General features: G+C 60.5%; 9 protein-coding genes. All 9 read left to right on the top strand.

Translation table 11 applies throughout. From position 1 onward, the window contains the following. The first annotated feature begins 79 nt into the window (after nucleotides 1-79). The 9 genes from KGA82_RS03935 to KGA82_RS03895 all read left to right on the top strand — a co-directional run bounded on the left by KGA82_RS03935 (nucleotide 80) and on the right by KGA82_RS03895 (nucleotide 14,175). The gene (locus KGA82_RS03935; protein WP_223449652.1) at nucleotides 80-3,655 is read left to right on the top strand and encodes a glycosyltransferase; all 3,576 of its coding nucleotides are present in this window, start codon (nucleotides 80-82) and stop codon (nucleotides 3,653-3,655) included. Between the two features lie 1,374 nt (nucleotides 3,656-5,029). Beyond that, nucleotides 5,030-5,803: a glucose-1-phosphate cytidylyltransferase gene (gene rfbF / locus KGA82_RS03930; RefSeq protein ID WP_008044636.1), complete on the top strand. Its 774-nt coding sequence runs from the start codon at nucleotides 5,030-5,032 to the stop codon at nucleotides 5,801-5,803. Continuing rightward, a complete protein-coding gene (gene rfbG, locus KGA82_RS03925) occupies nucleotides 5,785-6,867 on the top strand; it encodes a CDP-glucose 4,6-dehydratase (protein WP_008044634.1) in 1,083 nt (360 codons plus the stop codon). The genes rfbF and rfbG overlap by 19 nt, the downstream gene beginning before the upstream one ends. Next, nucleotides 6,864-7,424, top strand: a complete 561-nt coding sequence (locus KGA82_RS03920; RefSeq protein WP_192226012.1) for a dTDP-4-dehydrorhamnose 3,5-epimerase family protein — start codon at nucleotides 6,864-6,866, stop codon at nucleotides 7,422-7,424. The genes rfbG and KGA82_RS03920 overlap by 4 nt, the downstream gene beginning before the upstream one ends. After that, a complete protein-coding gene (locus KGA82_RS03915; RefSeq protein ID WP_223449651.1) occupies nucleotides 7,421-8,647 on the top strand; it encodes a class I SAM-dependent methyltransferase in 1,227 nt (408 codons plus the stop codon). Before KGA82_RS03920 ends, KGA82_RS03915 begins: the two co-directional genes overlap by 4 nt. Then, nucleotides 8,644-9,765: a DegT/DnrJ/EryC1/StrS family aminotransferase gene (locus tag KGA82_RS03910; RefSeq protein WP_223449650.1), complete on the top strand. Its 1,122-nt coding sequence runs from the start codon at nucleotides 8,644-8,646 to the stop codon at nucleotides 9,763-9,765. Before KGA82_RS03915 ends, KGA82_RS03910 begins: the two co-directional genes overlap by 4 nt. Continuing rightward, nucleotides 9,762-10,427: an acetyltransferase gene (locus KGA82_RS03905; protein WP_032832884.1), complete on the top strand. Its 666-nt coding sequence runs from the start codon at nucleotides 9,762-9,764 to the stop codon at nucleotides 10,425-10,427. The genes KGA82_RS03910 and KGA82_RS03905 overlap by 4 nt, the downstream gene beginning before the upstream one ends. A 31-nt stretch (nucleotides 10,428-10,458) precedes the next feature. Continuing rightward, nucleotides 10,459-11,187: a cephalosporin hydroxylase family protein gene (locus KGA82_RS03900; RefSeq protein WP_192226020.1), complete on the top strand. Its 729-nt coding sequence runs from the start codon at nucleotides 10,459-10,461 to the stop codon at nucleotides 11,185-11,187. Between the two features lie 54 nt (nucleotides 11,188-11,241). Beyond that, nucleotides 11,242-14,175, top strand: coding sequence for a glycosyltransferase family 2 protein (locus tag KGA82_RS03895; protein ID WP_223449649.1), 2,934 nt, complete (start codon nucleotides 11,242-11,244; stop codon nucleotides 14,173-14,175). Nucleotides 14,176-14,190: the final 15 nt, after the last annotated feature.

Here is a 14,190-nt window from a genome sequence, read left to right as displayed (position 1 = left end):
CAAACCGTCATTTTTCAGCGGTTCAGGGCTGCTCCACTCGTTCCAGAGTGAGCGCCCACCGCTCGCGAGTTCCCCTGCCGTGAAACCAGCTCCTCTTGTCAGCATCGCCATTCCCGCCTACAACCCGCTGTACTTTAAGGCAGCGCTGCAAAGTGCGCTGAACCAGACCTACGCGTCGCTTGAAGTGATCGTGTGTGACGACAGCGACAGCGACGAAATCCATGAGCTGGTCCAGGCCTGCACAGTGCCGCCAACCGTGACATTGCGTTATGTGCGCAATGAACAACGCCTGGGGTTCAAGGGGAATCTGATGGCCTGCGCCGAGCAGGCAACCGGGGAGTACCTCAAGCTTCTCTGTGATGACGATCAACTGCTGCCTGAGAGCATTGCCCGCCAGGTGCAGGGTTTCATTGATCATGACGATGTGAATCTGGTGATTGCCCTGCGTCAGTATTGCGACGGCGATTACCTTCTGCTTCCTGAGCGCCTGGAGAACTCCAGCTTTGTCTCGGGGGATACGCTGTTCAAGGGTGAAGACCTGCTGGATGTGCTGGAAAGCTCGGCCCTGAACTTTCTCAGCAATTTGAGTGGCGCGCTGATGCGCACTCATCAGGTGCTGGAGTATCTGCCCGCGTTGACCCAGGTCGGCGAAGGGTTTGTCGCCCGTCTCGATTTCGCCTTGTTTGTCTGCCTGTTGCGTCGTGGCAACCTGGCGGTTATCGCACAGGTGCTCAGCTTTGAACGCTTGCACCCGGCGCGCCTGAGCAATCAACTGGAGGTCGAGCAGGCCGTGGTGGTCGAGCTCGGTTGGCTGACCCAAATGCTGTCGGTGCGCAGCGGCGAGCCGGCACCTGCGCCGGGGCATGTTCGCTTTATCGATCTGGCCAGCGCCGCCCTCGGTGAGCCGTATGACTGGGAAGAAATGGCGCTGGGTCGTTCCCTGGGCTTTACCTCGACGTTGCTCCGTTCGCGGGTGGGTGAAAACTGTGACTGCTTTGCTGATGTGTACCAGCAATGGCTGGCGTGTCGCACACTGAACCCGGCCCAGCAGCGCCTGTTGCCTGCGCGCCTTGCCTCGTGGGCCTGGCAGCCGCGAATTGTGCCGGTGGTGATGGATGCCGACGCTGACGATGCGGCACTGGGCGTCACATTGGAGAGCATCGAACGGCAGGTCTATGGCGCCGAAAGGGTGTTGGTGCTCTCGGGTGAAAATCGCACCAGTGCCCTTGCGGGCAACGTTATTCGTGTGGCCTTGCAAGGCGACGGGCTTGAGCAACTCAATGGCCTGATGCAGGCCGACAGTGCGGACTGGTTCTATCTGCTGCGGGCCGGTGATCGCCTGAATGAACTGGCCTTGCTGCTTTTGGCCGAGCGGATGGTCGAGAGTGCCGACGCGCTGTGTATCTATACCGATGAAGGCGGCTTGCGCAATGACGTGTCAGTCGAGCCGATCCTCAAGCCCGATTTCAATCTGGACCTGCTGCGCAGTTATCCCTATGTCGGGCGGACACTGGCCATCCAGCGTCAAGGCTTTGTAGCCGCGGGTGGTTTCACCCCGGATTTCTCTGAGCTCAGCCCTCATGACCTGGTCTGGCGCCTCGTTGAAAACCACGGCCCGCATGTCGTGGAGCATGTCGCCCAAGTGCTGGTCGAGTCCTCGTTCGGCCTGGCGCAATGGCTCGCTCTGCCGCAGGTTATCGAGCAGAACTCCCGCGTACTGACTGCGCACCTTGATCGTATCGGTGCGGCACACGAGGTGCGGCCGGGCAACGTGCCGCTCATCAATCGAATTGACTACCAGCATGGCGTTCAGCCGCTGGTGTCCATTGTGGTGGTGGCCCAGGATCAGCTCGGTCGGCTTGAGCGTTGTATCGAAAGTGTGCTGGAGCACACGGCCTATGCTCACTACGAATTGTTGATCGTCGACAACGCAAGCACCTCGATCGAGGCGCGTGACTGGCTGGCCGCCATGTCGCAAATGGGCGGTGAAAAACTGCGCGTGCTGCATTGCGATTACCCCGATAACCCGGCAGCGGCGCAGAACTTCGCCGTTGCTCAGGCACGTGGCGAGTATGTGGTGTTGCTCAGTCCGGACAGCCTGATCGTCAATCGTGACTGGCTTGGGGAGCTGCTGAATCACGGCTTGCGTCCAGAGGTGGGCGTCGTCGGTGGCCGAATGGTCAGCCCTCAGGGGCGTATCGAAGGTTCGGCCCTGGTGCTGGGGATGCGCGGCCCTGTCGGCGTACCTTGGCGCGGGGAGGTGATGACCGCTCCGGGGTATATGCAGCGCCAGCAGGCGGTGCAGAATTTGAGTGCTGTGAGAACCGAGTGCCTGCTGGTCCGCAAGCAGGTGTTCGATGAGCTTCAGGGGTTTGACGAGCAGGCCTTTTCCCAGAGACTCGGCGGCCCTGATTTCTGTCTGCGTGTGAAGCAGAAGGGCTATCTGGTGGTCTGGACGCCGTATGCCGAGTCGGTCCACGTGGCTGCCGAGGCGGAGAGCGGGCCGGTGGTGTCAGATCTGCTGGCTGAGCAGAAGCGGTTTTATCAGCGCTGGCTGCCGATCATCGCAAGAGATCCGGCGTACAACGTCAACCTGAGTCTGAGCACCAATAATTTCAGTCTTGAACCGGGTTACAAGAGCGACTGGAATCCGTTCGCCCGTCACATGCTGCCACGGGTGCTGGCGATCCCGATCAACGAGACCGCCGTAGGCCATTATCGTGTCACCCAGCCGTTTCTGGAGCTGGAAGCTGCGGGTCAAGTGCTTGGTAATCTTTCTTACCATACGCCTTCGGACATTGAGCTGGAGCGCCAGTCGCCGGACGTCATCATCCTGCAAGGGCGCTACAGTGAGGGCGCGGTGAATGAAGTGGAGCGGGTCAAAAACAGCTCCAGGGCTTTCCGGATCTTCGAGCTCGATGACTATGTCATCGACGTTCCGAAGAAAAACGCTCACGTGCGCAAGGCCATGGTTGGCGTTGAGCAAATCGTGCGGCGTGCAGTCGGGTTGTGCGATCGGGTGGTGGTGTCGACCCAACCGCTGGCCGATACCCTCAATGGCATGCATGACGATATTCGCGTGGTGCCGAACATGCTCGCTCCGTATCTGTGGACCGGTCTGAACAGCCAGCGACGTACGTCGCGCAAGCCGAGGGTCGGTTGGGGCGGAGGCACCAGTCACGATGGGGATCTGGCGATCATTGCCGATGTCGTTCGCCTGCTGGCGGATGAAGTGGAATGGGTGTTCTTCGGCATGTGCCCGCCGGCGCTCAAGCCTTTCGTGCATGAGTTCCATCCCGCCGTTGGCTTGCAGGCTTACCCTGCCAAACTGGCGAGCCTGAACCTTGATCTGGCTTTGGCGCCGTTGGAGTTTCATATCTTCAACGACTGCAAGAGCAACTTGCGACTGCTGGAATATGGCGCGTGCGGTTATCCGGTGATCTGTACGGACACTGAGGCTTATCGCGGTTATCTGCCGTGTACCAAGGTGGTGAGTAACAGTACCGAGGAATGGCTTGAGGCAATTCGTATGCACCTGGCTGACCCGGATGCGAGTTACCGCATGGGTGATGCGTTGCGCGAGGAAGTGCTGCGTGACTATATGTTGCAGGGTAGTAATCTGAATTATTGGGCTGAGGCTTGGTTGCCGGGGTGATCCCCGGGGGTCTGTTGCGATTGGGGGGCATATCCGTTGCTGCGGTTATGGCGGCTATTGGTTTCGCCCTTACGGCGAGTCACTTTCGAAAAGCGCGAAAGTAACCAAAGCGCTCTTGCCCCTTTCGTTCGGTGCCTCGCCTAGGCTCGGCATACCCTCGCTCCGGTCCTGCTCCGTGGGCCCGCCGCCATCGGCCATCCATGGCCGGGGGCGGCTAACCCGGCATCCATGCCGGGTTGCCCACTGCGCAGAACCTGCGCTCGGCCTCTCGAGGGGGCGACCACCGCCACAGCCGCCGAGGCGGCCTGAAAGCCGACCTGGCTCTTTGGTGCGTGCGTTCCCTCATTCCGGATATGTACACCTATCCCCTGTAGGAGCCGGCTTGCTGGCGATGGCGTCCCTCCAGCCAATACATACGTTGACTGATCCACCGCCATCGTCGGAACGCCGCCCGCAGCAAGCCGGCTCCTACACGGTGATTGGGTTCGCACGATTCAAAATTGTAGGAGCCAGCTTGCTGGCGATGGACGTCAACGATAACGCAGTCTGTCTGAATGAGCGCGTCGCTCAGACGCTTTTCGCCGGCAAGCCGGCTCCTACAGGGAATCCCATACGCTTTTGATTTTCACCACTCATCAGGCCGAGCGTTAGCTCGCCTTGCTGCGTTCAGTCATTCCGGATATGTACACCGCTCCCCTGTAGGAGCCCGCAGCAAGCCGGCTCCTACACGGTGATTGGGTTCGCACGATTCAAAATTGTAGGAGCCAGCTTGCTGGCGATGGACGCCAACGATAACGCGGGCTGTCTGAATGAACGCGGTGTCCAGACGATTTTCGCCGGCAAGCCGGCTCCTACAGGGGGCACGTACGCTTTTGATTCCCACCACTCATCAGGCCGAGCGTTAGCTCGCCTTCCGCTTTTGATCTGAGCGCCCCCTCGAGAGGCCGAGCGCAGGTTCTGCGCAGTGGGCAACCCGGCATGGATGCCGGGTTAGCCGCTCCCGGCCATGGATGGCCGATGGCGGCGGGCCCACGGAGCAGGACCGGAGCGAGGGAATGCCGAGCCTAGGCGAGGCACCGAACGAAAGGGGCAAGAGCCCTTTGGTTACTTTGGGGCTTTTCGAAAGTGACTCGCCGTAAGGGCGAAACCAATAGCCGCCATGACCACAAAAACGGATATACACCCAAGGCCAGAGCCCACCCACCACAGCGAAAGAGCTGGCGCGTTTCCTGCAAGCCCCCCCGATATCGCCATAAAACGAGCACTTCCGGTGAATCCAGAAGCGCCCTGAGCGGCATTGAAGGTTTTATCCAGAAGGCCTGCAAAAGCTTGATACAGCTTGGCTGAGCCCTGTGACGAACAAGAGGGGAGACGATGAAGGCAGTTATTTTGGCGGGCGGCCTGGGCACGCGCATCAGTGAGGAGTCGCACCTCAAACCCAAGCCGATGATTGAAATCGGCGGCAAGCCAATTCTCTGGCACATCATGAAGCAGTACTCCGCTCACGGGATCCATGACTTCGTGATTTGCCTGGGCTACAAGGGCTACGCGATCAAGGACTTCTTCGCCAACTACTTCCTGCACACCTCTGACGTCACGTTCGACATGTGCAACAACCGCATGGACGTTCACCAGAACTACAGCGAGCCATGGCGCGTCACGCTTATCGATACCGGTGAAGACACCATGACCGGCGGGCGCTTGCGTCGGGCCAGCCGCTACCTGGAAAACGAAGACGCGTTCTGCTTCACCTACGGCGACGGCGTGTCCGATTTGAACATCGGTGCCCTGGTGGACTTCCACCTGTCCCACGGCAAGCTCGCCACGGTAACGGCGGTTCAGCCGCCTGGCCGTTACGGCGCGCTGGAACGCGACGGTCACCTGGTCCGCGGTTTTACTGAAAAGCCGCGCGGTGACGGAGGCTGGATCAATGGTGGCTTCTTTGTGCTGTCGCCCAAGGTCCTGCCGCTGATTACCGCCGACGAGACGGTTTGGGAATCCGAGCCTTTGGTTGGCCTGGCCAGCAGCGGTCAACTGGCTGCCTACCAGCACGATGGTTTCTGGCACCCGATGGACACCCTGCGCGATAAAAACCATCTGGAGCATTTGTGGCAGAGCGGGGAGGCCCCATGGAAGCAATGGGACTGAGCCCGGAATTCTGGCGCGGCAAGCGGGTTCTGCTGACCGGCCACACCGGTTTCAAAGGCAGTTGGCTGACGTTGTGGCTGCAAAGCCTCGGCGCGAAAGTCAGCGGGTTTTCCCTCGATCCGTCCACCGAGCCGAGCCTGTTCGAACTGGCACGTGTCCACGAAGGCATCAACGATCAGCGCGGCGACCTGCGTGACCTGGGGGCCCTGCTTGAACTGATCGCCGACACCCAGCCGGAAATCGTCCTGCACCTGGCGGCCCAGCCGCTGGTGCGCGAGGGTTATCGCGATCCGTTGGGGACTTACTCCAGCAACGTCATGGGCACCCTGAACCTGCTTGAAGCGATCCGTCAGGTCGGCGGCGTGCGCGCCTGCGTGCTGGTGACCACCGACAAGGTCTACGCCAATCAGGAATGGTTGTGGCCATACCGTGAAAACGAAGCCCTCGGCGGCCACGACCCTTACAGCAGCAGCAAAGCCTGCTGCGAGTTGCTGGCGCAGTCGTATGCGGCGTCGTTTTTCCCGGCCGAGAAGTATGCCGAACACGGTCTGGCCCTGGCCACGGCCCGAGCCGGCAACGTGTTGGGTGGCGGTGATTTTGCCCCTGAGCGTTTGATTCCCGATGTCCTGAAAGCCTGGTCCGCCGACGAGCCGGTGACCCTGCGCTACCCGCAAGCCGTCCGCCCGTGGCAACACGCGCTGGAGCCGCTGGCCGGTTACCTGCAACTGGCTGCCGCTCTTTACGAGCGAGGCCCCGAGTTCGCCGGTGCGTGGAACTTCGGCCCGAGCGAAGCGGACATGTGCAGCGTCGGCGAAGTGGTCGAGCTGCTCGCCAACCGTTGGCCACAAGCGCGCGGATTGCGCATCGAACCGAGTGAACTGCATGAAGCAGGCCTGTTGCGCCTGGACAGCAGCCGCGCCCGCCAACTGTTGGCCTGGCAGCCGCGCTGGTCGTTGCAACAATGCCTGACCCAGACCCTCGACTGGCATCTGGCCTGGCAAAACGGCGACGACATGCGTGGCATCACGTTGGGTCAGTTGAACCTGTACCGAGGCGCGCTGTGAGTGAGTTTTCGTTGAAGGCGCTGCCGCTGACGGGTTTGTTCAGCGTGCAGCACAAACGCTTCGAAGATGATCGCGGGCACTTCGCCCGGTTGTTCTGCGAGGGCAGCCTGAGCGCCTTCGGCCAAGCGTTTTCCATTCGCCAGATCAACCATTCCTGCACCCGCGCACGCGCGAGTGTGCGTGGCCTGCATTACCAGAATGCCAACGCGCCGGAAGCCAAGTTGATCACCTGCCTGCGCGGTGAAGTCTGGGATGTGGCGGTGGACTTGCGGCCCGACTCCGCAACGTTCCTGCACTGGCACGCCGAACACCTGCGGGCCGGTGACGGTCGCAGCCTGCTCATTCCTGCCGGGTTTGCCCATGGCTTCCAGACCCTGACCGACGACGCCGAATTGCTTTACCTGCACAGCGCCGACTACGCGCCGGAGCATGAAGGCGGCTTGTCGGTGAACGATCCACGGCTGGCGATTGCCTGGCCGTTGCCTGTCAATAATCTGTCAGCCAGGGACGCCAGCCATCCCTTGCTCGATGAACGTTTCGCTGGAGTGCGTCTATGAACTGCCGTGGTTGCGGTACTCCTTTGGCCTTGCCGCTGATTGACCTCGGCACCTCGCCACCGTCGAACGCCTACGTTCGTGCCGATCAGCTGGAACAGGCTGAACAGTGGGTGCCACTCAAGGTTGCGGTATGTCAGCAGTGCTGGTTGGTGCAAACCGAGGATTACACCAGCGCCGACAGCCTGTTCGACGCTGAGTATGCGTATTTCAGTTCGTTCTCCAGCACCTGGCTGGCGCATGCCGATCGCTACGTCGCCGAGATGGTCGAGCGCTTCGGCCTGACCGCCGACAGTCGTGTGGTGGAAATCGCTGCCAACGACGGTTACCTGTTGCAGTACGTCGCCGGTCGCGGCATTCCTTGCCTGGGCGTCGAGCCAACCCGCAGCACCGCGCAAGCGGCGCGGGAAAAAGGCCTGGAGATCCGCGAGTTGTTCTTCGGCCGTCACACCGCTGCGCAATTGGTCAGCGAAGGCTGGTCCGCGGACCTGATGGCTGCCAACAACGTGTTGGCCCACGTACCGGACATCAATGACTTCCTCGGCGGCTTTGCGACCTTGCTCAAGCCGACCGGCGTGGCGACATTCGAGTTTCCGCAACTGCTGACGCTGATGGCCGGGCAACAGTTCGACACGCTGTATCACGAGCACTATTCCTACCTGTCCCTGACGGCCGTGCAGACATTGTGCGAACGCAACGGCCTGGAAGTGTTCGACGTCAGTCAGCTGTCGACCCACGGCGGTTCGCTGCGGGTTTTCGTCCAGCGTGCCGATGGCGTTCGTCGTGACGTGCAGCCTGCGGTTGCTCAGCAACTGCAAGCCGAAATCGCCGCCGGGGTGAAAACCCCCGAGTACTACGCGACCCTCGCACCAGCCGCCGAGGGCATCAAGCACCAATTGCTGCGCTTCTTGTTGCAGGCGAAAGCCGATGGCAAACGAGTGGTCGGTTACGGTGCTGCTGCCAAGGGCAACACGTTGCTTAACTACGCCGGGGTCAAGCCTGATCTGTTGGCCTGGGTCGCCGACGCCAATCCGCACAAACAGGGCAAGTTCTTGCCTGGCAGCCGGATTCCGGTGGTGTCGCCCGAGCGTATCGCCCTCGAACAACCCGACTACATCCTGGTTCTGCCATGGAACCTGTTGCCTGAAATCACCCAGCAATTCGCCTCGGTCAAAGAGTGGGGCGCACAGTTTGTCGTTGCCGTTCCGGAGTTGAGTATTCAATGAGCAGAATTCACTACACCAAACCGAGTGTCGGCGAACTGGAAGCCCGGTATGCCCTGGATGCCGTGCAGAACGGTTGGGGCGCGCGTTGCTACGAATACCTGACGCGTTTCGAGCACGGGTTTGCCGAGCACCTTGGTGCGACCTATGCCATCGCGACGTCGAGCTGCACCGGCGCGCTGCACATGGGGATGGCTGCACTGGACATCGGCGCGGGTGATGAAGTGATCCTGGGCAACACCAACTGGATCGCTTCGGCAGCACCGATCACCTATCTGGGCGCTACGCCGGTGTTTGTCGATGTTCTGCCGGATAGCTGGTGCCTGGATCCGGAGCTCGTCAGGCAGGCAATTACCCCGAAGACCAAAGCCATTCTCGCGGTCCATCTTTACGGCAACCTGTGTGACATGGACGCATTGCTGGCGATCGGTCGCGAACACGGTATCCCGGTCATCGAAGACGCCGCCGAAGCCATCGGCTCGCAGTGGCGCGGCAAGGCTGCCGGCTCGATGGGGGCGTTCGGTGCGTTTTCATTCCATGGCACCAAAACCATGACCACCGGCGAGGGCGGTATTTTCGTCACCTCGGATAAAGCCTTGTATGAGCGCGTCCTGACGTTGTCCAACCATGGTCGTGTCGCGGGCAGCACCAAACAATTCTGGCCAGAGTTCATTGGCTTCAAATACAAGATGAGCAACTTGCAGGCGGCCGTCGGCTGCGCCCAGGTCGAGCGGATCGAAGAGCTGATCGAACGCAAACGGACGATATTCGCCAATTACGCCCGCGCGCTGTCATCGCTGCCGGGGGTTTCGCTGAACCCCGAACCTACCCATGCGCGCAACGGTTACTGGATGCCCACGGTGGTATTCGATGCCGGGACCGGGATCCATCGCGACGAGATGATCGCCGCGTTCCAGGCCGCCGATATCGACGCCCGGGTGTTCTTCTGGCCACTGTCGTCGTTGCCCATGTTCAGAGAACACGTGGTCGATACACCGGTTTCGTTTGCCTTGCCGGAGCGTGCGTTCAACCTGCCGAGTTATCACGACATGACTGACGCCGATCAGGCACGGGTGGTGGATGTGGTGCGTACACTGCTGGCAAAAAGGCAATCACTGTGAAGATGTACTTGCTGGGCGCGGCCAACCCGGAAGCGGTGCGCATGCTGCACGCGGTGAAGCGCAGCACACCGAACGTCGAGTTTGCGTTTCTGGACAATGACCCGAACAAACACGGGACACCGTTTTTTGGTGTGCCGGTCATTGGCGGTTCGGCGTTGGTCAGTGAGCTCAAGGGGCCGGACGTACGTTTCGTCAACCTGATCACCGGCAGCACCCAACTGCGCTACGAGACCACTCGCCAACTGGTCGAGGCCGGTGCAACGCTGGGCCAGTTCATCCACCCCGGCATTGACCTGACCATGATTCGCATGGGGCAGGGCAGTTATCTGCAGGAAGGCGTAATCATGCAGGCCGAGGTGACGCTGGGCGACAACACCAGCATCAGCGCCGGCAGCGTGGTGGGGCATGAAGGGCAAATCGGCCACTCGGTGTTCATGGCGCCCGGCGTGTGCATCGCCGGTTGCGTGGAGATCGGCGACGGCACGTTCATCGGCACCAACGCCACCATTCTTCCGCGCTTGCGTATCGGACGCTGGGTGACCATCGGCGCCGGCGCCGTCGTCACCAAAGATGTCCCGGATTATTCAGTCGTGGCGGGCAATCCCGCCAGGATCATCAAGACCAACGTGGTGCCTTACCCCGACGGTAAGGTCTTCAACTAACCCGTTTGCCTATTTTTTTTGGAGCGTTTCAATGAATCCCCATGAGCAGTTTCGCGAAGAAGTAAAAGACAACATCGAAGGCCTGAAGAAGGACAAGGCACTGCAAGCCGAGTCGCTGGGCTGGGTCGGCACCACGGCCAAACACAAGTACACCTACAACTTCAGCTGGATGGGCCGGCCGATCATTCAGTTCCCGCAGGACATGGTCGCCATGCAGGAAATCATCTGGAACCTGCGTCCGGATGTGATCGTTGAAACCGGCATCGCCCACGGCGGTTCGCTGGTGTTTTACGCCTCGATCCTGGAACTGATGGGCCATGGCGAAGTGCTGGGTGTCGATATCGATATCCGCCAGCACAACCGCGAAGCGATCGAAGCTCACCCGATGAGCAAACGCATCCAGATGATCCAGGGTTCGAGCATCGACACCGCCATCGTCGACCAGGTGCGCGAGCGCATCCAGGGCAAGAAAGTGCTGGTGGTTCTGGACTCCAATCACACCCACGAACACGTGCTCGAAGAGCTGCGCCTGTATGCACCGATGGTCTCGGTGGGCAGCTATTGCGTGGTCATGGACACCGTGGTCGAAGACATGCCGGAAGATGCGTTCCCGGACCGTCCATGGGGCAAGGGTGACAACCCGAAAACCGCGGTCTGGGCCTACCTGGAAGAGAACCGTGATTTCGAGATCGACCAGGCCATTCACAGCAAGCTGCTGATCACTGTCGCGCCGGATGGCTACCTGCGCCGAGTACGTTAAGCGACACCTCTATTCAAGCGTTAATCAGGCAATCGGTCTGTGGTGGGGAAGGATATGCAAGGCATTTACGGTTCTGAAAACATGCGGCCCTTGAGTGAACTGTTCACTCTGGTGCTGATTACACACAATCGCCCGACGTTCCTGCGCAGGGCATTGCAGTACTACAGCACGTTGCCTTGCAAGATCCTGGTTCTCGATTCGTCGGCCATCGCACTGGAGGGCGCGGCGACGGTTGCGGACACCATCGACTATCGGCATTTGCCGCAATTCGGCTACTGGGGAATCCAGGCCAAACTGGTGTACGGCGTCGAGCAGGTCACCACGCCTTACATGGTCTTCGCCTCCGACGATGATTTCCTGATGCACGGTGGCCTCACCGAGTCGGTGAACTTCCTCGAAGCCAACCCCGACTACGGTCTGTGCCATGGCTATTGCCTGATGTACCTGACCCACTCCAACTATGTGCAGTACTACCTTCGTGACAAGAAAGTAAACGAGGACTACAACGCCGAGCTCGGTCAGGATCGTGTACTCGATTACGTGAGCCAGTACATTCCGCCGTTCTATGCGGTCCATCGGACTTCGCTGCTGCGTGACTGGTATGCCGCGATGCCTGAAGGAACGATCTTCCAGTGGCAGGAGATCGGGCATGTCTACTACATGCTCGCCCGGGCCAAGGCACGGATTCTTCCAATTCCTTACGTGGTGCGTGAGGTCAACTATGGCCGCTCGGATCACAACACCGAGATCATGACGACCCTGGCCCTCAAGGACGCCCGGTCTGTCGCCGACCGTGAGCGTTTTGCCGGCTTCCTGGCATCGCTGCCGACCGGCATCAAAGGTCTGGATGAACACCAGACCGCGCAGGTCGCGCTGCAAAGTTTTGCCGCCCTCGCCGAGAGCCTGACGAAACGCAACGCGCTGACCATCGAGCCGATTTTCGAGTCTTACTGGACGGATCCGACGATAGGGCCGAAGCGGGTCTTCGGCCCTCAGCAATACGTTGAAATGCCGTTTTATAACAGTGCCTTCTTCGACCAACTGACGCAGTGCGAATTCCTGCTTCATTCGATGCCGGCGGGACGCCTGCAACTCGAAGAAATGGAAGGCGTGTTGCTCAAGCAGGAAGCGTTGCAGCGCACCTATTCCAATGACACTCCGGCGACCATCCAGACCCGTCTGATTGAAGCCGTTGGCCTGGGAGCGTTCAACCGTCGGGTGATGCAGAAACTGGCGCAGCAGCTGTTGGATATGGATGAAGCCGCTGATGCCCGGATACTGACCGACTGGGTTGAGCGTCTGGACAGCGTGCCAACCTTCGACAGCCGTCAGTTGCTCGACACAATGCCGTCGGGACGTTTGCAAAACTGGCTGCAGGCCCGGCAACCGAACGACACCGCGGTGCGCAAAATCAACCAGCACCTGGCGGCCAACGAAGGGGGCCCTCAGTTCGGCATTCTGCTGCTCGATCTGGACGCAGACATGGACAAGCTTCAGGTCACTCTGGACAGCCTCATGGAAAGTGCGTTCCGGGCGTTCAAGGTGGTGATCTTCACCACGGGCGACTTGCCGGCAGTCACCACGGCACAAAACACCCTGCATTTCGTCAAGGTCACGGCGGCCAATTACGTCGACAAGCTGAACCAGATCGCTCGTCAGTCGACTTCGGACTGGTTGCTGCTGGCCGAGGCGGGTGACGAGTTCACCACTGCCGGCTTCCTGCGTGCCAGCCTCGAGTTGCAAGACGCCGAGGGTTGCCGTGCGGTGGCGATGGACGAAATTCATCGCCAGGAGAATGGCACGCTGGTCGATGTGTTCCGGCCAGCCTTCAACCTCGACCTGTTGCAGAGCCTGCCGTCACTCATCGCGCGGCACTGGCTGATTCGCCGCGAAGCGCTGGTGGAAGTCGGTGGTTTTGCCCGCGAGTTCGCCTCGGCGCTCGAGTTCGACCTGCTGCTGCGCCTGATCGAAACCGGTGGCCTGGCCGGCCTTGCCCATTTGGCCGAGCCGTTGCTGATCACCGCCGCTCCTGAGCCGACAGCCAACGAACACGAGCGTCAGACGCTGGTCCGTCATCTGGTGACCCGCGGTTATCAAGCCCAGGTCAGTGCCGAAGCATCGGCTGGTTTGCGTATCGAATACCGCCATGCGGGGCGTCCGAAGGTATCGGTCATCATCCACAGCCAGGACAACCTGGAGCACTTGCAGCGCTGCCTGGTCAGTGTCTTGCAGCGCACGCGCTATCAAAACAACGAAGTTATCATTGCCGATAACCACAGCCAGTCCGCCGAACTTCACACCTGGCTGGACAGCCTGGAACGAAACGGACGGGGCCGGATTCGTCTGGTCAAGGCAGAACAGCGTCTCAGCACGTCGGCCCTGATCAACCTCGCAGCCGGCGAGGCTCAAGGCGAATACCTGGTGCTGCTGGCGGCGGACGCCGAAGTGGTCAACGCCAACTGGATCGAGGCGCTACTCAATCAGGCCCAGCGTCCCGAAGTCGGCGTGGTCGGTGCCAAGCTGGTGGACCGCGAAGGCAGCGTGACCGGTGCCGGGTTGATTCTGGGGCTCAACGGCGGGATTGTTTCGCCCTTCATCGGTGAGAAGAAGGACGCGTCGGGCTACATGCGCAGACTGCTCGTCGAGCAGAATTACGCGGCTGTCAGCGGTGCATGCCTGATGATTCGCAAGGAAGTATTCGACGCGCTCGGTGGTCTGGATCGGGAGCATTTCGATGACGTGTACGCCGATGTCGATCTGTGCCTGAAAGTCGCCGACGCCGGGTTGCTCACGGTGTGGACGCCGCAAGTGCAAGTTACCCACCCGGGCACCTTGCCGGACGCTCCCCAGGCAGTGGCGGCCCTGCGCGACAAGTGGCAGGCGCGTTTCGCGCACGACGAGGCTTACAACAACAACCTGGCCTTGACCGGCACGGGCTTTGCCCTGAGTGAACCGGCCCCGGTGAACTGGGCGCAGTTGCTCGCATAAGCCTGACTGACAGGT

The organism is Pseudomonas sp. BF-RE-22, from assembly GCF_019956155.1.
In the GTDB taxonomy this organism is placed as follows: domain Bacteria; phylum Pseudomonadota; class Gammaproteobacteria; order Pseudomonadales; family Pseudomonadaceae; genus Aquipseudomonas; species Aquipseudomonas migulae.
Note: the sequence above shows the minus strand (reverse complement) of the source record. Positions and strands in the feature narration are given on the sequence as shown.